Origin of the sequence: Salinadaptatus halalkaliphilus (genome assembly GCF_006543045.1) — an archaeon.
GTDB lineage: Archaea > Halobacteriota > Halobacteria > Halobacteriales > Natrialbaceae > Salinadaptatus > Salinadaptatus halalkaliphilus.
The window spans coordinates 125,672-146,297 of record NZ_RBZW01000022.1 but is presented as its reverse complement, the minus strand read 5'-3'; the positions used below and the strand labels follow the sequence as shown (position 1 = coordinate 146,297).

Below are 20,626 nucleotides of genomic sequence, written 5' to 3'. Positions count from 1 at the left end.
TACCATACCATTATTATAAATGGTACGGACACTATGGTCGCGAAAACAGTCCTGGTACGGGCCAGGAAGTTACGCGAGGTCGACGCGGTCGCCGATCTCGACGATCTCAAGGCGCGTCGGATGCTCGAAACTCCGCGCGTGGTGGTGCAACACGGTCGGATCGGCGGTGAGGCCTTTCCACATGTCCCAGTGGGTAGGGACGAGCCGGTCGACCTCGAGCGCCGATGCGGCCTCAACGATCTGGTTTTCGTCGTTGTACCAGCGGGTGCGTTTGGGTTCACGCGTTTCTTTGTCGGGAATTTGCCCGACAGTACCGAAAGCGAGAATGCCGAGATCGATCTCGTACTCGTCGCCGAGACGGTCGAACTCGTCGCTTGGCTTCGTATCGCCGCCGTGGAAGACGGTGCCGGCGTCGTGCTCGAGGACGTAGCTCACCGGATGAGTCGCGTCGGGATCGTTGGCCACCTCGACGTGGACGGTGAACGCACCGATCTCGAGGGTATCGCCCTCGCTAACTTCGACGAGTTGGTCGTCCGCTACGTCCCACTCGGTCGTCCACTCTTCGTCGTGGGCGACGGCGAGGCTGTCGTCGGCGCCGTAGAAGGTCCCGCTGGACTCGAGAATCGGGGCCTGGCTCGGCCCGTGGACGTGATCGGTGTGTTCGTGGGTCGCGAGCACGGCGTCGGCGTCGGTGACGTCTTCGGGGTCGAACGGGACGGGGATCATCCGGACGGTTCGGGGCGGGTCGCCCAGCCCGAGATACGGATCGATGTAGATCGTCGTGCCGTCGCTATCTTTGAGAATGAGACCGTTGCAGCCGAGATACCAGATGGCGACGCCCTCGGGGGTCGCCGATTCGACGTCGCGAACGAGCCAGTCGCCCCAGTCACTCTGGATCATATCCGTTGGTGCGGGGACCGTCAGGGTAAGTGTTATCCTCTCGAGGCGCTCGTCGCTTTCGGCGACCGCTCGGAGTCACACTCGGTCGAGTCCGTATCGCCGAGCCAGGTGGCACGAAGCAACGGATGGCCGTCGGAGGAGACGTGACCGGATGCGCGCTCGTAGGCGACGAGACCGGCGTCCGCCAACAGCGGCAGGTCGGCGTGAACCAGCGACGTCCGGACGCGTTCAGTCGCTGCCGGCAGACGGCTCTCCTCGGTCGTTTCGCTAGCGACGATCTCCGCCGCCAGGGCGTCGACCGTCGTCGGCTGGTACTGGTGCTTGAGCGTCGAGAGCGCCCGGCGCCGTTGGGGATCGGCTATGGCCTCGAAGACGGCGTCGAGTTCGTCACTCGAGACGGTCGTGCGCTCCTCGAGGACGGCCTGGATTCCGGGGTCGCGGTAGGCCCAGTGATCCGTCGTCCTGACCGTCTCGCCATCGACCTCGATCAGGCCGGCGTCGGAGAGTGCGGGGAGATGTCGGTGGTGACACGCACTCCGTGCTCGCTGTTTTTCGTCTTCCGTGACGACAGCGGGCTGTGAATCGTCGGTTACCGACGCGAGCCGCGATGCAAGTGCAGCAATCGTGACCCCAGACGGCGATCGTTCGTGCACGATTCGAACGACGGCACGCCGCCCGGCGTCTGCGAGTGAGCCAAAGCACTCGTCTCGAGCAGTCGACGGTCGTCCGCTCGCGTCTGTGGTAGTCATCACTTACTGATCTGGACTATTGGGGCAAAAGAACTCCCCCAAACTACGTTGGATTCCCGCATCTAAGGTCTTCTCTGGATGAAATTCAGGGGATTAATCCAGAGCGTGCTGAACAAACACGGCGTTTTTGCGTTCGGTCGAAGGGACCATTGAGGGAAGTAATCGACGGCTCATCGGCGAGATTGCGCGGGGCCGACCGAAGGATCCCGATTTCACCGGCCCGTCTCCGTCCCTACCAGGTGCCGTGGAACGTGTCGAACGAAAGGTCCTCGAGGGGCTCGTTGCCGACGGCGATCTCGTACTCGCCCGGCGTGAGCATCGGCTTGTGGAACTGCGGGCCGTCGTCGGTCGTGATCCGCGGACAGCCGGTGTTGACGAAGGCGTCCATGTCGAAGTTACGCAGGCGGTCGGGGGTCACCTCGTCCATCGTGATGAGGTAGGCGTCCTCGTTGTCCGCGAGGATGTCCTGGGCCTGGTCCCAGCGACCCTGGCCGATCTTGGTACAGAAGATGACGCCCCACTTCTGGGCGTCCATCGCGCGGTGGACCGCGCCGTAGCGCTGTTTCATGAACTTCTCGGTGTCGGCGACGGTGACGACGTTGTTGACCGGATCGGCGATGACGACGTGTTTGTCGGGATGTTCCATCGCCAGTCCGAGCGGGTGGAACTTGCCGCCGCCGACGTAGAGCACCTGGTCCGCGGGCACGTCCGCGCTCGCGTAGTTACAGCCGAGCACCTGACCCTCGTGGGTCAGTCGTTCGTCGCCGCGACGGCTGTGGACCTCGTAGCCCCGTTCCGTCAAGAACTCGGTCATCTCCTCGTAGCGGTTCATGTGCTGGGCGGTCGTCACGAGACCAACGCCCTCGGTTTCTTCGGGGGGCTCGAGGGTATCCAGGGATTCCTCCATGATCGGCGTCACCTCGACGTTCGAGAACAGCGGGACGTAGATGACCTTGTCCGTGTTCTTCATCGGCGAGTGGCCGAAGTGGACGAAGACGTCGGTGCGTTTCATCAGGTAGGTATCGAGATCGCAGGCGCCGTAGCAGGGCTGGCCCGAGAGCATGAAGGTGACGTCGTCGCCGGCCAGCGAGCGGAGGTCGTCGGCGACGGCGGGGCCGCGTCGCTTGAGCCCTTCCGGGAACTGCAGGCCGACCGTCTCGGCGTCTCGCTCTTCGATCGCCTCGATGATTCGCTCGAGTTCGTAATCCCACTCGCGATCGTGTTTGAGACGCATCCCGGTGTTCCGAAGGTCGCCCTCGGTGGCGGCCGAATCCTGACTCATTGGCCGGGATAACGGCCACGGACGTATATACTGCACGCTGTCGGGTCGCGACCGAAATCCCGCCTCAAGGCCCCGTCACTGGCGGGCACGTCGCTCGCCGATCGCGTCATCAGCGCTACCCAACAGTCATAGTACTGGAGTTTCAACGAGGGTGTAATGGCAGCGGATCCGCCCGCAGACGGCTACCTCGTCGATCTCTACCGCCAGTATATCGGTGAGCCGGAGGATCGGACCGACGTCTATCTCGGCTTCGGCCTGTTTCTCGGCGGTATCAGTCTGGCGGTCGTCGCACTGGCGCTCTTTCTCTGGAGTACCACGCTCGAGCTACGCTCAGATCCCTACTTCGCCTGGGTTCGGCCGGCGTACGCACTGGTCATGGTGGCGTTGCCGGTCGCGATGCTCGGCATCGTCGTCCTGTTACCCTCCCAGCGACGGATGCTCTATACCTCGATCGCGGGGACTGCGGTCACGGTCGGCGCCACGGTCGGCTTCTGGTTCGTCTACCCCGATCACTGGAACTTCATGGGCGACACCGACTACACCGTCGAAGTGACGGCCACCTACGCCGTCGGTCTCGCGGGACTGACCGCTGCGACGGGAGCGGCGCTGATCGCCCACTATCTCGATATGGCCAAACAGGTCCAGACGATCGAGACCGAAGCGGACGAGCCAGCGGAAGACGAGTCCTACTCCGACGAAGAGATTCGCCAGGATATCGACGACGCGATGGAAGATGTCGAACTCTCCTGGGGCGGCGTCGAGGAGACAGACCACAAACGCCTGCAGTTCTCCGGTGACGAGTTCGACGAGGTCGACGTAGATATGGAGGCCAAGACGACCCGTTCGACCGGCGTCGACGCACAGGTCGCCGGCCTCAAGGGGTTGAAAGGCGGCGACACGAAGACCACGACCTCGAGTTCGACCGTCGACGACCAGACGGCGAAGCTGACGGAACTTCGCGAGCAACAGCAAGCGGACGACGCCTCGGCCGGCTCGTCGACCGACGACGGTCCCGTAGCGTCCATTCTCGACCGGATTCGCGGCCTTTTCGATCGAACGTAACGGGCAGTTGCCGTTCGAAAACGAGTAATTACCGCTCGTATTTGGCCGATGGAATTAAGGCACATAGATTTATAATCCGTCGGGAACGTTGGCCAGTATGGCCAAAGGCCTAGACGTCGGAACGATGAACATTCTGTCTGCACAGCAGGATGGTAACGATACGGTTTTCGTGCAACAGCGTAACTCCTTCGTCGAGATCGAATACTCGGATATGGCCGAGCAGATGCTCTCGCGAAGCGAAGTCCTCCACATCCGCAAAGACGATAAGGTCTACGTCGTCGGCGACGACGCCCTGAACTTTGCAAACATCTTCAACAAGGAGACCCGCCGCCCGATGAAACACGGGATCCTCTCGAACGACGAGCAGAGCGCGATCCCGATGATGAAACTCATCATCGAACAGGTCGTCGGCGAGCCCGCCTATCCCGACGAGAAACTGTATTTCTCCTCGCCGGCGGATCCGATTGACTCCGATCTCTCGACGCTGTACCACCAGAAGACGATCGAGTCCTTCTTGGACGATATGGGCTATGACTCCGAACCGATCAACGAAGGGATGTCCGTCATCTACTCCGAACTCGCGGACAACAACTTCACGGGCCTTGGCATCTCCTTCGGTGCCGGGATGACCAACGTCTGTCTGTCCTACTACGCCGTCCCCGTCATGAAGTTCTCCGTCGCCCGCGGTGGCGACTGGGTCGACGAACAGGCTGCCCGTGCGACCGGGACCCCCGTCGACAAAGTCACCTCCATCAAGGAGGACGACTTCGAACTCGACTTCACGACCGACGTCGGCGGTGTCGAGGGCGCGCTGTCGATCTACTACGAGAATCTGCTTGACTACGTCATCGAGAACATCGTCGACGAGGTCGACGAGGAAGACGTCGAAGAGGGCCTCGACGTCCCCGTCGTCGTCACCGGCGGCACCTCGAGTCCCGACGGCTTCGAGGCACTGTTCCGTGACCACCTCGACGACGCGAACATTCCGTTCTCGATCAGCGGCGTCAGCCACGCGAACGAACCGCTCTACAGCGTCGCCCGCGGTGGGCTCGTCGCCGCCCGCTCGGACGAAGATGTCGACCACGAGGAGGCCGAGGAAGCCGAAGCGCCGGCCGAATAACGGCGCTCTCTCACCACCCCCATTTTCGCCGCCGCTCCCCGATCGTCGTTGTCCGTGGTCGACTCGAGACGAATCAGCGCCGGTAGAATCGGTTGAACGCGTCCTGCCAAGACTCCGCCTCTGGCGCGGTCCCATCGTGGTTGACCGGAATGTCCGCGTACTCACAATGGGGACAGGTGACGGTCGAAACCTCACCGAGCGTGAGCGTCTCGAGCGATCCCTGACAGCGGGGACAGTCGTCCATACGTATGTTTCTTTCGGCCGACCCCTTAACTCTAGTCGAAGCCCCACCACGGCGGGGAGAAACACGTTTTTCCATGCCGTCTGCGTACCCGCTGACAGTGACTCAAACGTCGTCCGACCGCATTCGCTCGTCCCGCTACGTACCGACCGTGCGTCACTCGGCTCGACGACGCGACCGATCTCGGTTCTCTCTCCCTACCGATTAGCATGGCTGGCCCATCGCGGCGGACGCTCGCGCGCAAACTCGAGTCACTCGCGGATTTTGGCGCCCCCTCACCCGCCCTCGAGCAGTATCTCACGCCACCGGAACTCGCCGCTCACGTCTGTCACCTCGCGGCGTTACAAGGCGACCTCGAGCGGCCGGTCGTCGACCTCGGCACCGGAACGGGGATGCTCGCGATCGGCGCCGCGGTCGCAGGGGCACAGCAGGCGGTCGGTATCGATGTCGACCGCGACGCGCTCGAAGTCGCTCGAGCGAACGCCGACCGCGTCGACGTGACGGCGGCCGTCGACTGGCTCCTGGGAGACGTCACCCGTCATCCGTTCGGGACAGCTGGGGTGACAGTCGTCTCGAATCCGCCGTTTGGCGCCCAGCGCGGAAATCGCCACGCCGATCGCGCCTTTCTCGAGACGGTCGCGGAAATCGCGGCTGTCTCGTACACGATCCACAACGAGGGCAGCCAAGCGTTCGTCGACTCCTTCGTCGCCGACGAGGGCGGCGAGGTAACCCACGCCTTCAGAGCCCCATTTTCGATCGAGCGACGCTTCGATTTTCACACCGAAGCCGAGACGACCCTCGAGACCGAAGTGTTCCGGATCGAGTGGCAGGACGGCTCATAGCCCAGCGTCGTGGCTGCGTTCTCGAGCACGTTCGAGGCTTTCGTTTCGGCCGGTTACTCCTCGAGGTGTTCGACCCGCGCATAGCGGCCCGCTCGCCAGCCGGTGACGAGCGCAACGATCGAGCCGACGCCGACTGCCAGTGCGAACCCGGCGAGGTAGACCTCGAGCGGCGTTCGCAACACGTCGTCGAAGCCGATGACCGACCGCGAGAGATGATTGAGTCCGTGGACGAGGACGGGCGTCAGCGTCAGGCCGACGAGGCCGCCGAGGACGCCGACGATCACTCCCTGGGCGCCGACGGTGCCCGCGAGCAGCCGGCTCGAGAGGCCGATCGCATTGAGCGCGGCGAGTTCGTCGCGTTGTTGGGCTGTCACGAGCGTAAAGAGATTGACCGTGAGGACGATGCCGCCGACGACGGCGAGCCCGACCAGCGAGATGCCGCTGGCGATGATGAGCGGGCGTTCGCCGAGTAAGGCACCGACCTGCTCGTCGCTGGTTCGCACGTCGTGGTCGGGATACTCGGCCTGCAGGTCGGCCGCGACCGCGTCGGGGCCGGCGTCGTCGTCGACGGTCGCGGCGACGAACGTCGCTCGATCGGTACCGGTCGTCCCGGCGACCGCCTGGAGGTCCGCGAGGGACATCGTCACGGACTCGTCGCCGAGAAACTGCGAGTAGTAGTCCGAGGTCCCGACGACGGTAAAGGCGTAGTCCGGTGCGGTTTCCCGGCTCGTCCCGACGTAGACCGTGTCCCCGACCGAGGCGCCGAGTTCGTCGGCGGTGGCTGGATCGAGGACGACCTCCTCGGTCGTCGGACTCGTCGACCGGCCGTCAGCGTAGGCCGCCTCGTCGGTTTCGAATCCATGGCCCTCGTCGAACGCGAAACCGTCGTGGGTCGACTCGAGTCCGACCGCCGGACGGCGCTCTAACTCGTCCGGCTCGGTCCCGATATACACGTCGTGCATCGCGATCGGCGTCGCGGCGTTGACGTCGTCGCGTGCGGCCAGATCGGCGGTCACCTCGTGGGAGCCGACGAGCGGGTTCGCCGTCCCGCTGCCCGTCGCGTCGACGGCGTCGCTCGAGATCCAGATGTCGCCGTGGGAGCCGTCGAGCCCATCCTGACCGAACTCGACGACGCCGACGCCGAGACTCGCAAGCAACGTTACCGCGAGCACGGCCAGGGCCACGGCGAGGACCGAAAGCAGCGTTCGACCGGGCGATCGACGAATCGTCGCGAATGCGATGCCGACGACGGCCCGTAGTCGGACGAGCGCACCGCTCATCGGCTCACCTCCTCGAGGACGGACGTCTTGGCGGCGAGAACGAGCGGATACGGCATCGCGATCAGCCCCGATAGCACGGCCACGACGAGCGCGTAGGGGACGAACGCGGGGTGAGAGTGTGCGACGAGACCCGGTGCGATGGTCGCCCCGGCCACCGCGTTGACGGCGTAAATGCCCGCGAACCCGAGGACGATACCGACCACCGCGCCACAGATCGTCGTCACGAGCGTCGAGATGGCGACGATCGCCAGTCGACCGCGCTGCTCGATGCCGACCGACTCGAGGACGGCCAACGACTGGCGGTCGTCTTCGACGGTCATCCCCGCGGTCGTCGCGACGAACGACGTGCAGATGACGACGCCGACCAGCAGCGCGAGCAGGCTGGCGGCGAAGGCGAGACCGTCGTCGAACAGCGAAGCGGGGTTCGCGGTGGCGCCGGAATCGACGGCTGCGTCCGGATACGCCTCGCTCGCGGCGGCGCTTGCAGCGTCGTCGTCACCCCACACGACGACTCTGTCGGCGAGTTGGCCGTCCGCCGCGCCGCCGACCGATTGGAGTTCACTCAGGTGGACCAGCGCGACGGGCGTCTCGTCGTCGCTCGCGTCGTCGACGGCAGCGACGGTGAGCGAGACGTCGCCACTGCCGGTCGCGCCCTCCATGGCGGGGACGGCGAGTTCGTCGCCCTCCTCGGCTTCGAGTCGGTCGGCGGCGGCCGCGGAGAGGACGATCTCGCCGTTCGGTGGGCCATCGTAGGAGCCGTCCCCGTAGTGGGAATCGCCGGGCTCGAGGTCGTCGGTCGGGAGCCCGGCCACGGTCCGGGGTTCGTCGTCGGGGACGACGCCGACCAGCAGGACGGTTCGGCGCTCCTCGCCTTCGGTTGCGGCCTCGAGCTGGCCCGGTTCGACCAACACCGGCGAGGCGTGATCGACGCCGTCCGCGTCCGCGATCGTCTCGGTGCGGGCGTTGGTGTCGCCCAACCGCGGCCCTTCGACGCCGTCGACGGCCGACAGCGTGGCGCTCTCGGCTGGAGTGACGGTGATGTCGCCGTCGTCGTCGCTCACCGCCCCGCCGTCGGCCAGCGCCAGCGAGACGCCCGTCACGGTAACGAGCAGCCCGATAGTCACCGCAACGACCGTCACCGTCGCTGCGATCCGCCCCGAGCGGGTGTGCATGGCCCGTCGCCAGAGCCTGGCGACCGCGAGTGAGACGATCCCGACCCACCGCGTTCGCCGCCGGCTGTCGCTACCGTCCATCGTCGATCACTCGCCCGTCGCGAAGCGTGACCACCCGGTCGGCGACCGAAAGCGTGTCGTCGTCGTGGGACGCGACGAGCACCGCCCGGTCGCGACCGACGGACGTCAGCAACTCGAGGACGTTCGCCCCGGTGTCCGTGTCGAGTTCGCCCGTCGGCTCGTCGGCGACGAGCACGTCCGGGTCGCCCGCGAGCGCTCTGGCGAGGGCGACCCGCTGGCGCTCGCCGCCGCTCAACTCGCTCGGTAGGTGGGTCGCTCGATCCCCGAGTCCGACCTCCTCGAGCAGCGCCGTCGCCCGCTCGCGGCGAGTCGACGTGGGGACGCCCTCCTGGACGAGCGGGAGCGCGACGTTGGCTCTGGCCGACAGCGACGGCAGCAGGTGAAACCGCTGGAAGACGATGCCGACGTGTCGCCGGCGGACGCGGGTTCGCGCTCGAGCCGACAGCGCCGAGAGATCCGATTCGAGTAATTCGATCGATCCATCCGTCGGCACCAACAATCCGGCGACCGCGTGCAGGACCGTCGACTTCCCGCTCCCGCTCGGTCCCTGCAGACCGACGGTTTCGCCCGACTGCACCTCGAGTGAAACGTCGTCGAGTGCGGTTACCGTCCGTTCTCGACCGGAGCCGAACCGGGCGCCGGTAGCGCCGTACTCGTGGGTGACGCTCCCGAGACGAACGGCTGGTGTCTCCCCTTCCTCGTCGCTCGTCCGAGACGCCGATCTGCCCGAGAGCCCCAGTAGACGGTTGATCATCAGTTATCCGGTCAACTCGATCGATCGAACGGCGCGTCGGGTCATTGTTTCCCGCCGGCTTCCCGCCGCCACGTGGCGGTTAACGTCGCGTCACTGTCACCGGTTCCAATAGGAGTCCCCTCGGGGCCACGGCTGCGAGGCTGAAATCTTCGTATACAGTAGAGTATTCGACTCGAGTGACGGTCACGGTGATGGATGGATCGCTCGACTGGGCGCGTACGCGGTCGGTAGCGATAGCGTCGGCGTCTCGGACGAAGATCGTCCGGTTTGCCAAACACGTGAGCGCACTCGGTTGGCGGAGCCGTGCCCGCGTCGTCAGTACGTCACTACCGGTCGAAACCGAGCCATACAGCTGTCGGCCGCGACGGCTTCGTCCGTCAATTGTACGTCTCTTCGTGGGCGACGACGACCTCGGTCCCGTCCGTGACCGCAGTTACGGTTCCGTCGTCGCGTTCGAACGTGAGTCCGCCAGCGTCGACGGACTCGTTGGCCGCGGGTATCGGTGTCTGCGCCGACTCCTCGGTATCGGTCGACTCGACGACGAGCACGAACTCACCCTCGTGGGAAACGACTGTGACCGTCCTGTTCTCGATCACCGGATCGCCGGTGAGCCCGCCCGATTCGAACGCCAGGATTTCGTCCTCGCCGTCTTCCGAGAGCCAGACCTGGTAGACCGTTTCGTTACCGACGGGCGTCCACCCGACGCGTTCGGCGTGGACGCTCTCTCGCCACCCCGGTCCGCCGACCGTGACGGTTCGTTCGCCCGCGAACTCGAGTTGATCCGTGGTGACGGCCTCCTGCCAGATGTTGCGTTGTTCGCTCGAGACGATCACCCCGCTGGCCTCGAGGCCTTCGTCCTCGGCGATGGCGTCGATGCCCAGTCCCGAGACGAGTTGGTTCTCGACTCCCTCGGCGTACTCGATCGTGTAGCCCTCGACTTCGATCGTCTCCCCCTCACCGTGGGTGGGCTCTGAAAGGATGAGAAGGTTCGTCGGGATCGCCACGCCGCCGAGTACTGCGAGCACGAGCAAGACGACGGCGAAGGCCGACCCCCGACGCGTCGCTGGCGAGAGTGCCGGGACGGCTCGGTCGCGAGCGCCGCCGGCGATGGCGGTGATTCGATCGATTCGCCCTGTCGAACGGCCCCTAGAGCGAGCGCCGTCGAGGCTCGGTGCGTTCGCACGGACGATCTCGAGGGGACGGTCGATGCCGGTATCGGACGGCGGCGATGTTCGACTGCGAGCGATCAGTCGCTCGAGACGAGGGGGAACGGACGGCTGTTTCGAGGCGCCGACCGAGAGCGTGATCACGACGGCGAGGACGAGGACGATAGCGACGCCGGGGCCCTGAAAGAGCAGAAACGAGTTCCCCTCGCCGAACCAGTAAATCTGCCACAGTCCCTTCGAGAAGGCATAGAGCGCGACTGCGATCCAGACGCGACACGGATCGGGGCGAAACCCGCGGCGCTCGAGCAGGACGATGCCGAGCACGAGGCCGATGAAAAATCCGAGCGCGTGACCCTGGATGGCGACGTTGGCCCAGGAGGGTGGGGCCGGCGGACTCGCTTCGGCGACCTCGACGAGGACCGGCGTCTGGAGGGCACGATAGATGGCGAATGCGGCGCTTTGGATGACGGTCGTCGCGAGCAGCGTCGTGATCGGAAAGCGGACGATCGCGAACCCGGCGAAGGCATAGACGAGCCCAGAGAATCCGATGACCGGGCCCAGTGAGAAGAGACTCGTCGCCAGTCCGATCCCGATGACGACGAGTGGGAAGACGACGAACGCGCGGAGCCACGGCGTCCGCCACCAGGGGGTCGCGAGTGCCATCGTCTCATCTTGGTCGTCGGTATCGCGACCGTCGGGATAGTGTCCCCAGACGAATTCCGCGATCGGTGCGACCAACAGCGTGGCGATCATGTTTCCCGTCAGGTGACCGAGGTTGGCGTGGGAAAACGACGATGTCGCCATGCCAAGCGGCGAGAAGTACGACCAGGCGCGGTAGGGGAGCGATACCGGATTCGAGAGGTCCGTAATTCCGTCCTGAACGAACAGATAGACAGACAGGACGAACGCGATCACGACGAGCGTTCCCCACGGAATCCCGAGCACGAGCCGGGCGGACGCTCGCTCGTACCAGCCGCGTTCAGGTTCCTGGAGGCGTCTGACGACGGCGATAGAGCCCACTACCGAGAGAAAAACGAGCGCTGCGAGTGCGAACGCGACCGCGGACATGTGTCTGTGGTTCGACCGAGACCGTATAGTGATTGCCTTCACGTCGCCGTCGTCCGCCGATCGCGGGGCCGTCGACGCACTGCAGCGGCTGCAAACCGTCGTCAGCGTTCGCCTCGTCGCAGTGTCTTCGAAAGGTACAAGCAGCCAACGAACGGAGAGTAACCCATGGAACTGCGGGTCACCGAGAGCACCGAGGACGAACTCTCGATCGAGATCGCCGGCGAGGATCACACGTTCATGAACGTCCTCAAAGGGGCACTGCTCGAGCACGACGACATCGGCGCGGCCACCTACGACGTCAATCCCGAACAGTCGGGCGGCCAGACCGAGCCCATCCTGACGATCAAGACCGACGGCGGCGTCGACCCGCTTGAGGCCCTCGAGGAAGCCGCGGTCGATGTCCGAGAGAAAGCGACCACGTTTCGCGACGCGTTCGAAGCCGCTGCCTAACGTTGTGTCGCACGGTCAATCCCGTGTCTCGGTCGGCTGATGCGTTTCTGTTCGGTCCGCTGGGTGCGTACTCACGTCGCCGTCGGTACTCGAGCGGTGGTTCTCGAGCCGGCGGCGAACTCGGCCGGTGACGTTTTTCGCGAGGACGCGACCTGCAAAGGCGACCGTCCGGCGCTGGTCCCGGTAGTAGAACTCGCCGAGTTGCTCGTCGGGGACGGTCGTCGGTTCGAACGCGGGGTCTCGTAACGCGAGAACACCGTCAGTGAGGAGCCGTATCTGCAGCGTCGCGAGCCGGTCGAAGACGTCCCACAGCGTCGCACAGTCCTCAAGGCACACCTCGTCGTCGGCGACGATTTCGCCGCCGTCGATCGACTCGTCTAGTCGCTGCAGTGTCGAGCTGGCACGCGGTCGCCCATCGTGAAAGATAACCGGCGGGCCCATTCCGCGGTACCGGCGGATATCTGCGGGATGGAAACTGAGCACCCCATATTCGGGCGCCGTGAGGATCTCCCCTCGGACGAGTCCGAACCCGAAGCGGACGACGACATCACAGCGGTCGGCCACCGTGGCGACGACGGTATCGGGTAGTTCGGACCAGTTACCGTCGGTTCGCGGTTCGCACGGCAGCCGGTCGACGTCGGCGAGTACGTCGACGTTCTCGAGTGAGTGTCGATGCCACAGTGGCTGTGTATCCCCGAGTAGCCGCGCGAGCGTTCGCTCTGCGAGCACGAACGTCCAGGCCCGCTCCTGTCGTAGCGCGTCGAAAAACTTCGTGACGTCCGTTCGCTCGAGTCGGGTTTTCTCGTTCCAGGACTCGGCTTCGACCGTGTCGACGCTGGTGTTGTGGACGACCAGTGAGATGTCGATATCGTCCTCGGTCTGTAGGCGTTCGATCGCTCGCACCTGCCACTCGTAGAGGAACGGCTCGGCTAACACCCCGACGGTCACCGGCGTTGTCTCTCCCATAAGACAGTCGGTCCACGCCTTCCTCGTGTTTAGTTACCACACCCATTTGCGACACCGTTTCGTCCCAACGGAAGTATTACCGCGTCCGTCACGTGGTTCCCGGTCGGTAATCGTCGCACACGCTAACATGCTATCGGCGTGGTTGTTGACCAGTGGCGTTACAAGGCTGAACTGATGGGTGAAATCGATGGCGTGCGCCCGATTTCACTCATCAGCCGACGGTTGGAACGGTATAGCGATTAGTCCTCCCAGTAGTCGACATCGTCGTCGAGGTCGTAGTAGCCGTGGACCGATCGCTCGTCCCGGCCACCCGGTGGCGAGCCGGCAAAGACCCCCACTTTGTTCATATCCGGATACACCGTCACGTCGGGATCGGTCATCGTCGACACGGCCAGATACCGCAGCGGCTCCTCCGAGTCGTTGACGACGCGGTGACCGCCGGACTCGTCGGCCGGGAACGCGACGTAATCGCCCGCGGTGAGCGACCACGTCTCGTCGTCGAGGCGAAGCGTTCCGGTACCGGTGAGGACGTAGATCGCTTCCTCGTTGGCGGTGTGGTAGTGATACGGCCACGATCGTTCTCCCGCGGGCAACTCGTAGAGGCTACATCCCAACTGCTCGGAGGCAGCGCGTTCGCCGAGCTGTTTTCGCTTCATTTCCGCATCGCCCTCGTCGATAAGCGTCCACTCGAGGTCGGCTTCGTTGATCGGTCCCATAGATGACACTTACTCCGGTACGTAATAGGCATTATCCACTCTTACTCGGATTCGCCGACCGAAACGACGCCTTCGGTCGAGTTAAAGTGGACGCGTCGCTCCTCGTCAACGGTGAGACTCGCGCGCACGAACTCGAGTTCGTCGGGACGCTCGAGGACGAGGACGGAGTGGCGACTCGCCATATCCGTAGTTTGGACGAGCGGCGCCGTGTAGTAGCCGTGCAGGTGTACGTGGTCGCCCTCGTCTTCGGCGCGAACCCACTGGTGATACACCGAACTCGAGCCCCAGCCGGATTCGACGACGGCGACGACGCGGTCGGTGAACTCGAGGCTCTCGAGGGTTTCCCGAACCTCGTCGTCGGCGAGTTCGAGGTCGAGTACGTCGGTGAGTTCGCGCTGGCTCTCGAGGAGGGCGATCCGGTACTCCCCGGTTGCCTCCTCGTCCTCGTAGAGTCCCCCGAGTGCCGACTCGACGAGCCCGACCTGGGGAACGACCTCGAACTCGAGGCTCGGTTCGTCGGCCATCCCGTCGCCGAGGTAGTGTTCGTTCCAATCGTCTTCCTCCGGATCCTCGGGTTCGTCCGGACGCTCGATGTCGTAGGGTGGTTCGTCGACGCGGGGTGCTTCGTCGATCGTTTGGGTGGTCTCGTCGCTGTCGTCGGAGCCGTCTTCGTCGTCGCCGTTGGGGTCGTCACCGCCAGTGTCGGTCTCGTCGTCATCGTTCGACCCCGAACCAGGCTCGTTCGTTTCGTCGAGACAGCCGGCAGCCAGTCCAGCCCAAGCGACGCCGGCGACTGTAAGAACACGTCGACGTGTGTGGTCGGTCATACACTACCATTCACGCTAACGGATAAGTGCTTTCAGAAAGGTCAAAGTGGTCTTTCACCGACGCGGATACCGACCTCCAACCGGCAGCCCCCGTCTCCTTCTATGGACATCTCGGGGTGGGGATGCCAGCCGGTCGCGCGTCTGCGTTCCACCTCACCGCCGCAGGGTTACCGCTCGAGGCATCCTCGAATATGCGGTTTCGGTCTCGGGACACGTCGTGGCATTACGACGGCGCCTCGCTGGCTTCGATCTGTCGGGGATCGATCGGCTGCGCGTCGGATTTGTAGGTGGCAGAGACCGACTCCGCCCACTCGCGTGCCGCCGGCATATCGGTATCGACCAACACCGCCACACCGCTGCTATCCGGATCGGCGCCGATCACAGAGCTCCGATCGACTCCGGGGTCGCTCCGTCAGTTCGGTGAGAGCCGACACGCGGTGGGCAGACCGTGCGAGATACGCGATATCGTCGGTCGCCGATCCGTTTCCGCTCGAATGAATGTTACTAAATGCCATGGTATAGAATGCAGACGCCATCGCATTGACATCCTCCTCCGCGTAAACGCGGAGGAATCCTGAGTCAAGCGAATAACAATTTTCTCACCGAGACCGCACACTGCGGGGAAACCGTAATACCAGCTACAGGGAGATCGTGGCCCAGGTTAGCAGGCTGCGTAGTAGACGAAGACCGTGTTGTCGGGCGCGACGTGGACGTCGAAGCCTTCGGCGTCGTGGTCCGCCAGCAGTTCGTCGTCGGTCGACTCGAGCAGCGGACCAGCGAGGTCGGCGGCCAGCGCGGATTCGTCGTCGTACCCCTCGAGATCGACGGCACCGATCGGGACGACGCCGTCTATCGTGGCGTCGTTGCAGGCCGCGTCGAAATCCCCGACGCTGACGGCCTCGATTCGGGCGTCGTCGTATTCACTGGCCACGATACCACGGTTGTAGTAGGTTGCATACGCAACGAGCCCGTCGTCGTAACTGACCGACTCGCCCTCGCGCTCGGCCTCGAGCTGGGCGTGGATCTCCGCGGCGGTCACCTCGAGATCGAGTCCCGCAGCCTCGGTCCCGTCCCCAGAGGCGTCCGGCGGCGACGGCGGCCCGATGCCGGGAACGATCGACGGCGGGACGATTCCGGTCGCGAACAGCCCGACGACGACGGCGACGACGACGATGACGGGGGCGTATGGTTTTGCGACCTCGAGCCAGCTGGGCGTCTCGAGATCGCGGTCGACGTCGTCGTAGGTCTGTTCGGTCTTCTCGAGCGTGGGATTGCCACAGCGCGAACACGGCGGGTTGTGCTTGACGTGTTCCCGGCCGCAGTTGGGACAGGCCCAGACGTAGGTCGTGCCTGTGTCGACGGTTCCCTCGGGAGTCTCACCCGGCTCCTCGTCGGCGCGGACGATGGCCTCCTCAAAGACGTTGTGCCCGCAGTTGTCACAGGGTGGGTCGTTCTCGGCGTGGGGCTTGCCACACCACGTACACCGCCACTTCACTGGGTAGAGAGCACGACCGCGAGACTATAAGCGTACTGGAGCGGTGTGACGTCCGACCGAATCGACGGCCGATCCGCCCCGATAGAAACCGGGGCCAGCAATCAACGCCGCACTGGAACGCCGCGTTCGTCGAGATGGGCTTTGGTCTCCTCGATCGAGTATTCGTCGAAGTGGAAGATCGACGCGGCGAGGCCGGCGTCGGCACCGGCCTTGGTAAAGACATCGTACATGTCGTCGGGACTGCCACAGCCCGAGGAGGCGATGACCGGTGTGTCGACGACGTCGCAGACGGCTTCGGTCAGCGGCAGGTCGTAGCCGTCCTTGGTGCCGTCCTTGTCGATCGAGTTGACGAATAGCTCACCCGCGCCGCGGGACTCGGCTTCGGCGGCCCACTCGAGGACGTCGATGCCGGTACCCTCGCGACCACCCTTCTTGGTGCACTCGAACCAGCAGGACTCGCCGTCGACCTCGACGTAGTGTTCGCCGCCCTCGTCGTAGCGACGTTTGGCGTCGACGCTGATGACGATACACTGGCTGCCGAAAGCTTTCGCGCCCTCGTTGATCAGTTCCGGCCGTTCGAGCGCCCCGGTCGTGATCGAGACCTTGTCCGCGCCCGCCCGCAGCGTCTCTTTGATGTCCTCGGTCGTGCGGATGCCACCGCCGACGGTCAGCGGGATGAACACCTCGTCTGCGACCCGATTGACGACATCCAGCATCGTCTCGCGGCCGTCCGCGGAGGCGGTGATATCGAGGAAGACGAACTCGTCGGCGCCCGACTCGTTGTAGGCCTTTGCCATCTCGACGGGGTCGCCGGTGTATTTCAGGTCCTCGAAGTGTACCCCGGTGTAGACCGCCGGGTTCCCGTCCTCGTCCAGATCCACGTCGATACAGGGGATAATCCGCTTCGTCAGCGTCATCTCTTGGGCGACCGTTCGCACCGAGGGTAGTAAAGGCGTCTGGATCGAACAATGGGTGTCTGTCAGTCGAACCGCTCACCCCGTTATACGTCGTCCAACCGCTCGCGAAACGCCTCGAGCGCCGCCGGGAAGACCTCGAACTCGGCCCGAATCCGGGCGTAATCGCCGAGTTCGTCGCCGAGAGTTACGTTCACGTCGGGATCGTTGTCGGCGCCCCGAGCGACCGAACTGTCGACCCAGCCAAGCGACTCGAGCGTCTCCGCGAAACGGTACGCACCCAGGGACGGTGCCGTCAGCGAGAGCTCCTCCTGTGCGGCTTCCGCGGCCTCGATAGCGGCCTCGCGTTCGGTCCGAACGTCCTCGATTGAGTCAGGGGAGACGTGAAAGCCGCCGTCGACGCGGTCCCGGACGACCGCAAACGCGCGCGTCGCGTGCTCGAGTTCGAGGGCGTGGGAGAGTCCGGTGGCGAGGTGGCCCTCACGAAGTGCGTCGTCGATCCCGTCTCGAGCACGATCGATCGGCCGGCCGGCGTCCCAGAGGAAGAACTCGAGTTGAGTGTTGTCGAGGTCGCCGACGCCGATCGCCTCGAACCAATCGTCGCGACTCTGATCGGGAATCTCGACCGCCTCGGTGCGCTCGTTGGCGCGCTCGAGGGCGTCTTCGAACGTCGATTCGAGGGTAACGGGCTCGTCGGTCGCGCCCTCGTACTGTGCGTCGAAGTAATCCCAGATCGCCGTCGTCGCCGCCGCAAACTCGAGGGTGGCCCCATCGTCGCCGAGCTCGAGCACGTCGAGGTCGGGTGTGGTTTGCCAGCGCTCGAGCGTGGTTTCGACGCGCATGAGGTCGGATTCACACCGATATGCATACAGCGCCGCCCGCCGTCGTCCGTCGACGGTATCCGGACCGCGATAGGTGATGTCAGCGAGGTGGTCGGCGACTGCGGCTTCGATGTCGGTGCGCTCGTCCTCGAGGTCGTCAACGAGCGCGTTGGTGTCCGCGTCGATCGCACCCAGCACCGTCGCGGCTTTGCGGGCGTGTTCGCGACCGCCGCGACTCTCACGGAGCGCGTGATACCCGTCTCTTCCCGCCGCGTCGGCGACATCCGAACGCGTCGCGGCGGCCTCATCTCGAGCCGTCTGGATCTCCTCGCGGACGACGCCGTTCGGGATGTCCGCGGGCTCGAGCGAATCGGGAACGGCCGCGAGCAGCTCGTCGATCCGGTCGGTCGCCGCCTCGAGGGCGCGGGATTCTGGCGTCACGGCCACCGGCCACTCGGGGTCCGGCGCCGACGGTGACAGAATGGGCTCGACTTCGCTGGCGGCGAACGTCGTCGAACCGGCCTCGTCCTCGAGCAGTCCGGTACAGCCGGCTAGCGCGGTCGTCACGCCCGCAGCCACGCCGGCCAGCGCACGGCGTCTGCTCACGATCGGCGTCGATCGTCGCGTCATCGGTCGTCGCCCTCCGCGGTCACATTCGAGGCGCTCGTGCTGTTCGTCGTCGATTCGGTACTCGAGGCATTGCCCGTTGCAGCGTCGTCCTCGAGACCGTTCTCGCCGTGGACGATCGGTCCGCGACAGGACATGCTCTCGGAACTGCCGCGGCCGGAGGGCGTCTCGTCGTAGACTCGCTCGACGCGAATGACGACTGCCTCCATGAGTCTTCTATCGGCTACACAGGCCGCTTCCGGATCTTTCAGCTGCTGACAGTACGCTGTTCGAAACTGGTCGTTCTCGGCCTGCACGCGCAGCAGCTGGCGCCGATAGCAGTCGTCGATCCCGCGCTGGTCGATAGCGACCGTCTGGGTCCCAAAGTCCGTGTCGTCGACGAACGATCGTAACTCGGCTTCGACGCTATCCGCGGCGTCGATCCAGAGCGCATCGGCCTCGTCGGTGTCGGTGACGAACACGATCGACCGTCTGAACGACGGCGTATCCTCGTCTGCATCCGGGTCGGGCGCCGCGTCGTCGTCCTGATAGACGAACCGCTCGGCATCGTCGGCACGCACCTGGAGCGATTCGTACTCGTGGGTAGACGCTCTGGGCGGCCCGCCCTCGCTCGCTTCGTGCGTGGCGTGGGCGTCGTCGGCCGCCGAGGACGAGCGGTCGTCGCCGGTACAGCCCGCGATTGCGACGCCGAGGCCCGCCCCGGTGGCCGCGAGGATCCGTCTGCGGGATATCGATCGACTGCTGGAGGGCATCAGCGCTCGATTGTCGACGGGCCAGTAAATACTTCCTGATTACATATTGGATATTCGACGTGTACCGGGTGCGAGAAACAGCACCGCCGTCGGTCGCAGTAGCTGTCTTTAAGGCCTCGAGTCACCAACGGCCGCGTATGACAGCCGACACTGACGTGGACGAGGACTCGGGTGCAGACATCGGTCACGACCTCGAGACCGAGCGGACGACCGCACCGATGAGCGAGTACTCCTCGAGAGCCGTTGCTATCGGGTTCGTCGTGATGGTCGTCGGCGTAGCGATAACCGTGGGGATTCCGATCGGCGTCGTCGGATTTTAATTGTGGCTTAGAAGACGTACTCGTCGTCGTGGCCCATCATTCCGTCGTCCTCGAGGCCGGTCCCGCCGGTACCTGTCCCTTCCTCTTCGTCCATCGGCCCGCTGGTCTTGTAGGCTTTGATACCCGTCGAGAGGAGGTCCTCGATCGCCTCCTCGCGGTTGACGAACTCACCGCGTTCGACCATCTGGGCGATCTGCATCTCGAGATGCTCCGGTATGGTGATCTCTACTTTCGGCATCTGATTCGGCTTTCGGCGAGGGGGTATTTAGGTTTGACGGGGAACCAAATTGACCGAGACGGCGCCGCGTCTACCGAGCCTTGCTCGAGAACGGTGAGAAACGGTCGAAAGCGGGTGGCTGAACTCGTTCCGATTGGCTTGAGGTCGCCTATCGGTTGCCCATCATCGAGTCGAACGCGTTCTTCAGCGTTGCCCCGGGCTGGGTGATCGCCTCGAGTTGCTGGCGCATCTTTCGCTGGTTGAAGTAACTCGCGAACGCGAGGATCGTCGGCGGCCAGAGTCCGACGAAGAGCCCACGTTCTCGGTCACCGCGTACGAAGAAATAGTACCACGACAAGCCTACTGAGGCGGCTGACGCGAGAAACGCTGGTCCCATCGCCTGTTCGCCGATGTCCTCGGCTGTCTCTCCGGACATCTCTCGTTCTGTCATCTGCTGTTTGCTCGCCATACGCCGTGATAGTCGGGCAGTCACTACTAAGGCGTGGCGAGGGTTACAGCGAGAAGCTCCCGAATTGATCCGTCATCGTGATCATTTCGGACCGTTTCCTTCCCGATGCAGTCGGCGTATTTCGATATTTTCTCACCGTTCGCGGCCGTCTCGGGGACTTCCTCGCGACTCGGCCTCGAGTGATACGGGTTGCTGTAACGATGTACCGGCGCAACCGCGACCCGGGCGGCGGTTGCGCCGGCAATGACTTACAGTAAACCGTATGATACCCCAGTCGTCGAGGCCGGTCGGGTGAAACCGAAGCCGTTACACTCCTCACGTGCACTCTGACTCCT

At 64.4% G+C, this 20,626-nt stretch carries 23 protein-coding genes; 5 read left to right on the top strand and 18 right to left on the bottom strand.

Annotated elements, in window-relative coordinates:
* Positions 1-69: 69 nt before the first annotated feature.
* The 3 genes from D8Y22_RS10410 to dph2 form a co-directional block, all read right to left on the bottom strand.
* On the bottom strand, positions 70-900 hold the full coding sequence (locus D8Y22_RS10410; protein WP_141464644.1) for an MBL fold metallo-hydrolase: 831 nt from the start codon (positions 898-900) through the stop codon (positions 70-72).
* A gap of 32 nt (positions 901-932) precedes the next feature.
* On the bottom strand, positions 933-1,649 hold the full coding sequence (locus D8Y22_RS10405; protein ID WP_141464643.1) for a DUF7344 domain-containing protein: 717 nt from the start codon (positions 1,647-1,649) through the stop codon (positions 933-935).
* A gap of 232 nt (positions 1,650-1,881) precedes the next feature.
* Entirely contained in the window at positions 1,882-2,931 is a 1,050-nt protein-coding gene (gene dph2 / locus D8Y22_RS10400; protein ID WP_141464642.1) for a diphthamide biosynthesis enzyme Dph2, read from the bottom strand.
* A 156-nt stretch (positions 2,932-3,087) separates the two neighbouring features.
* Here dph2 and D8Y22_RS10395 point away from each other — a divergent pair, with 156 nt between their 5' ends.
* Positions 3,088-3,993: a DUF7139 domain-containing protein gene (locus D8Y22_RS10395; protein ID WP_141464641.1), complete on the top strand. Its 906-nt coding sequence runs from the start codon at positions 3,088-3,090 to the stop codon at positions 3,991-3,993.
* A 97-nt stretch (positions 3,994-4,090) separates the two neighbouring features.
* Positions 4,091-5,113, top strand: coding sequence for a disk-shape morphogenesis protein volactin (locus D8Y22_RS10390; protein ID WP_141464640.1), 1,023 nt, complete (start codon positions 4,091-4,093; stop codon positions 5,111-5,113).
* A 73-nt stretch (positions 5,114-5,186) separates the two neighbouring features.
* Here D8Y22_RS10390 and D8Y22_RS10385 read toward each other — a convergent pair whose 3' ends face one another.
* Entirely contained in the window at positions 5,187-5,357 is a 171-nt protein-coding gene (locus D8Y22_RS10385; RefSeq protein ID WP_141464639.1) for a TFIIB-type zinc ribbon-containing protein, read from the bottom strand.
* A gap of 206 nt (positions 5,358-5,563) precedes the next feature.
* Here D8Y22_RS10385 and D8Y22_RS10380 point away from each other — a divergent pair, with 206 nt between their 5' ends.
* The gene (locus D8Y22_RS10380; protein ID WP_141464638.1) at positions 5,564-6,196 is read left to right on the top strand and encodes an METTL5 family protein; all 633 of its coding nucleotides are present in this window, start codon (positions 5,564-5,566) and stop codon (positions 6,194-6,196) included.
* Positions 6,197-6,249: 53 nt separating this feature from the next.
* Here D8Y22_RS10380 and D8Y22_RS10375 read toward each other — a convergent pair whose 3' ends face one another.
* The 4 genes from D8Y22_RS10375 to D8Y22_RS10360 form a co-directional block, all read right to left on the bottom strand.
* A complete protein-coding gene (locus D8Y22_RS10375; protein WP_141464637.1) occupies positions 6,250-7,476 on the bottom strand; it encodes an ABC transporter permease in 1,227 nt (408 codons plus the stop codon).
* Positions 7,473-8,729, bottom strand: a complete 1,257-nt coding sequence (locus D8Y22_RS10370) for an ABC transporter permease (RefSeq protein ID WP_141464636.1) — start codon at positions 8,727-8,729, stop codon at positions 7,473-7,475. Before D8Y22_RS10370 ends, D8Y22_RS10375 begins: the two co-directional genes overlap by 4 nt.
* Positions 8,719-9,483, bottom strand: coding sequence for an ABC transporter ATP-binding protein (locus D8Y22_RS10365; protein WP_141464635.1), 765 nt, complete (start codon positions 9,481-9,483; stop codon positions 8,719-8,721). The genes D8Y22_RS10370 and D8Y22_RS10365 overlap by 11 nt, the downstream gene beginning before the upstream one ends.
* Positions 9,484-9,860: 377 nt before the next feature.
* The gene (locus D8Y22_RS10360) at positions 9,861-11,717 is read right to left on the bottom strand and encodes a rhomboid family intramembrane serine protease (RefSeq protein ID WP_141464634.1); all 1,857 of its coding nucleotides are present in this window, start codon (positions 11,715-11,717) and stop codon (positions 9,861-9,863) included.
* 165 nt (positions 11,718-11,882) lie between these two features.
* Here D8Y22_RS10360 and D8Y22_RS10355 point away from each other — a divergent pair, with 165 nt between their 5' ends.
* Entirely contained in the window at positions 11,883-12,167 is a 285-nt protein-coding gene (locus D8Y22_RS10355) for a DNA-directed RNA polymerase subunit L (RefSeq protein ID WP_141464633.1), read from the top strand.
* A 15-nt stretch (positions 12,168-12,182) separates the two neighbouring features.
* Here the strand turns inward: D8Y22_RS10355 and D8Y22_RS10350 are convergent, their stop codons facing one another.
* From D8Y22_RS10350 to D8Y22_RS10315, 8 genes are all read right to left on the bottom strand, one after another.
* Entirely contained in the window at positions 12,183-13,133 is a 951-nt protein-coding gene (locus D8Y22_RS10350; protein ID WP_141464632.1) for a methionyl-tRNA formyltransferase, read from the bottom strand.
* 239 nt (positions 13,134-13,372) lie between these two features.
* The gene (locus D8Y22_RS10345; RefSeq protein ID WP_141464631.1) at positions 13,373-13,849 is read right to left on the bottom strand and encodes a cupin domain-containing protein; all 477 of its coding nucleotides are present in this window, start codon (positions 13,847-13,849) and stop codon (positions 13,373-13,375) included.
* A 41-nt stretch (positions 13,850-13,890) separates the two neighbouring features.
* Positions 13,891-14,676: a hypothetical protein gene (locus tag D8Y22_RS10340; protein ID WP_141464630.1), complete on the bottom strand. Its 786-nt coding sequence runs from the start codon at positions 14,674-14,676 to the stop codon at positions 13,891-13,893.
* Between the two features lie 223 nt (positions 14,677-14,899).
* Positions 14,900-15,058 (bottom strand): hypothetical protein, encoded by a 159-nt coding sequence (locus D8Y22_RS22365; RefSeq protein WP_174811823.1) that lies wholly within the window; start codon positions 15,056-15,058, stop codon positions 14,900-14,902.
* Between the two features lie 279 nt (positions 15,059-15,337).
* A complete protein-coding gene (locus D8Y22_RS10330) occupies positions 15,338-16,171 on the bottom strand; it encodes a hypothetical protein (RefSeq protein ID WP_141464629.1) in 834 nt (277 codons plus the stop codon).
* A 101-nt stretch (positions 16,172-16,272) separates the two neighbouring features.
* On the bottom strand, positions 16,273-17,088 hold the full coding sequence (gene hisF / locus D8Y22_RS10325) for an imidazole glycerol phosphate synthase subunit HisF (protein WP_141464628.1): 816 nt from the start codon (positions 17,086-17,088) through the stop codon (positions 16,273-16,275).
* Between the two features lie 83 nt (positions 17,089-17,171).
* A complete protein-coding gene (locus D8Y22_RS10320) occupies positions 17,172-18,536 on the bottom strand; it encodes a transposase (protein ID WP_141464627.1) in 1,365 nt (454 codons plus the stop codon).
* On the bottom strand, positions 18,533-19,285 hold the full coding sequence (locus D8Y22_RS10315) for a hypothetical protein (protein ID WP_141464626.1): 753 nt from the start codon (positions 19,283-19,285) through the stop codon (positions 18,533-18,535). The genes D8Y22_RS10320 and D8Y22_RS10315 overlap by 4 nt, the downstream gene beginning before the upstream one ends.
* A 137-nt stretch (positions 19,286-19,422) precedes the next feature.
* Here D8Y22_RS10315 and D8Y22_RS10310 point away from each other — a divergent pair, with 137 nt between their 5' ends.
* Positions 19,423-19,605, top strand: coding sequence for a DUF7550 family protein (locus D8Y22_RS10310; protein WP_141464625.1), 183 nt, complete (start codon positions 19,423-19,425; stop codon positions 19,603-19,605).
* Positions 19,606-19,612: 7 nt separating this feature from the next.
* Here D8Y22_RS10310 and D8Y22_RS10305 read toward each other — a convergent pair whose 3' ends face one another.
* Positions 19,613-19,843 carry a ribbon-helix-helix domain-containing protein gene (locus tag D8Y22_RS10305; protein WP_049923285.1) on the bottom strand — a complete coding sequence of 77 codons (231 nt, stop codon included), beginning with the start codon at positions 19,841-19,843 and terminating at the stop codon, positions 19,613-19,615.
* A 148-nt stretch (positions 19,844-19,991) separates the two neighbouring features.
* Positions 19,992-20,291, bottom strand: a complete 300-nt coding sequence (locus tag D8Y22_RS10300; RefSeq protein ID WP_141464624.1) for a hypothetical protein — start codon at positions 20,289-20,291, stop codon at positions 19,992-19,994.
* Between the last annotated feature and the right edge of the window lie 335 nt (positions 20,292-20,626).

Bases quoted from the DNA above. Each gene is read 5' to 3' on its own strand.
- D8Y22_RS10410 (WP_141464644.1), bottom strand. From the start codon at position 900: ATGATCCAGAGTGACTGGGGCGACTGGCTCGTTCGCGACGTCGAATCG.
- D8Y22_RS10405 (WP_141464643.1), bottom strand. From the start codon at position 1,649: ATGACTACCACAGACGCGAGCGGACGACCGTCGACTGCTCGAGACGAG.
- dph2 (WP_141464642.1), bottom strand. From the start codon at position 2,931: ATGAGTCAGGATTCGGCCGCCACCGAGGGCGACCTTCGGAACACCGGG.
- D8Y22_RS10395 (WP_141464641.1), top strand. From the start codon at position 3,088: ATGGCAGCGGATCCGCCCGCAGACGGCTACCTCGTCGATCTCTACCGC.
- D8Y22_RS10390 (WP_141464640.1), top strand. From the start codon at position 4,091: ATGGCCAAAGGCCTAGACGTCGGAACGATGAACATTCTGTCTGCACAG.
- D8Y22_RS10385 (WP_141464639.1), bottom strand. From the start codon at position 5,357: ATGGACGACTGTCCCCGCTGTCAGGGATCGCTCGAGACGCTCACGCTC.
- D8Y22_RS10380 (WP_141464638.1), top strand. From the start codon at position 5,564: ATGGCTGGCCCATCGCGGCGGACGCTCGCGCGCAAACTCGAGTCACTC.
- D8Y22_RS10375 (WP_141464637.1), bottom strand. From the start codon at position 7,476: ATGAGCGGTGCGCTCGTCCGACTACGGGCCGTCGTCGGCATCGCATTC.
- D8Y22_RS10370 (WP_141464636.1), bottom strand. From the start codon at position 8,729: ATGGACGGTAGCGACAGCCGGCGGCGAACGCGGTGGGTCGGGATCGTC.
- D8Y22_RS10365 (WP_141464635.1), bottom strand. From the start codon at position 9,483: ATGATCAACCGTCTACTGGGGCTCTCGGGCAGATCGGCGTCTCGGACG.
- D8Y22_RS10360 (WP_141464634.1), bottom strand. From the start codon at position 11,717: ATGTCCGCGGTCGCGTTCGCACTCGCAGCGCTCGTTTTTCTCTCGGTA.
- D8Y22_RS10355 (WP_141464633.1), top strand. From the start codon at position 11,883: ATGGAACTGCGGGTCACCGAGAGCACCGAGGACGAACTCTCGATCGAG.
- D8Y22_RS10350 (WP_141464632.1), bottom strand. From the start codon at position 13,133: ATGGGAGAGACAACGCCGGTGACCGTCGGGGTGTTAGCCGAGCCGTTC.
- D8Y22_RS10345 (WP_141464631.1), bottom strand. From the start codon at position 13,849: ATGGGACCGATCAACGAAGCCGACCTCGAGTGGACGCTTATCGACGAG.
- D8Y22_RS10340 (WP_141464630.1), bottom strand. From the start codon at position 14,676: ATGACCGACCACACACGTCGACGTGTTCTTACAGTCGCCGGCGTCGCT.
- hisF (WP_141464628.1), bottom strand. From the start codon at position 17,088: ATGACGCTGACGAAGCGGATTATCCCCTGTATCGACGTGGATCTGGAC.
- D8Y22_RS10320 (WP_141464627.1), bottom strand. From the start codon at position 18,536: ATGACGCGACGATCGACGCCGATCGTGAGCAGACGCCGTGCGCTGGCC.
- D8Y22_RS10315 (WP_141464626.1), bottom strand. From the start codon at position 19,285: ATGCCCTCCAGCAGTCGATCGATATCCCGCAGACGGATCCTCGCGGCC.
- D8Y22_RS10310 (WP_141464625.1), top strand. From the start codon at position 19,423: ATGACAGCCGACACTGACGTGGACGAGGACTCGGGTGCAGACATCGGT.
- D8Y22_RS10305 (WP_049923285.1), bottom strand. From the start codon at position 19,843: ATGCCGAAAGTAGAGATCACCATACCGGAGCATCTCGAGATGCAGATC.
- D8Y22_RS10300 (WP_141464624.1), bottom strand. From the start codon at position 20,291: ATGGCGAGCAAACAGCAGATGACAGAACGAGAGATGTCCGGAGAGACA.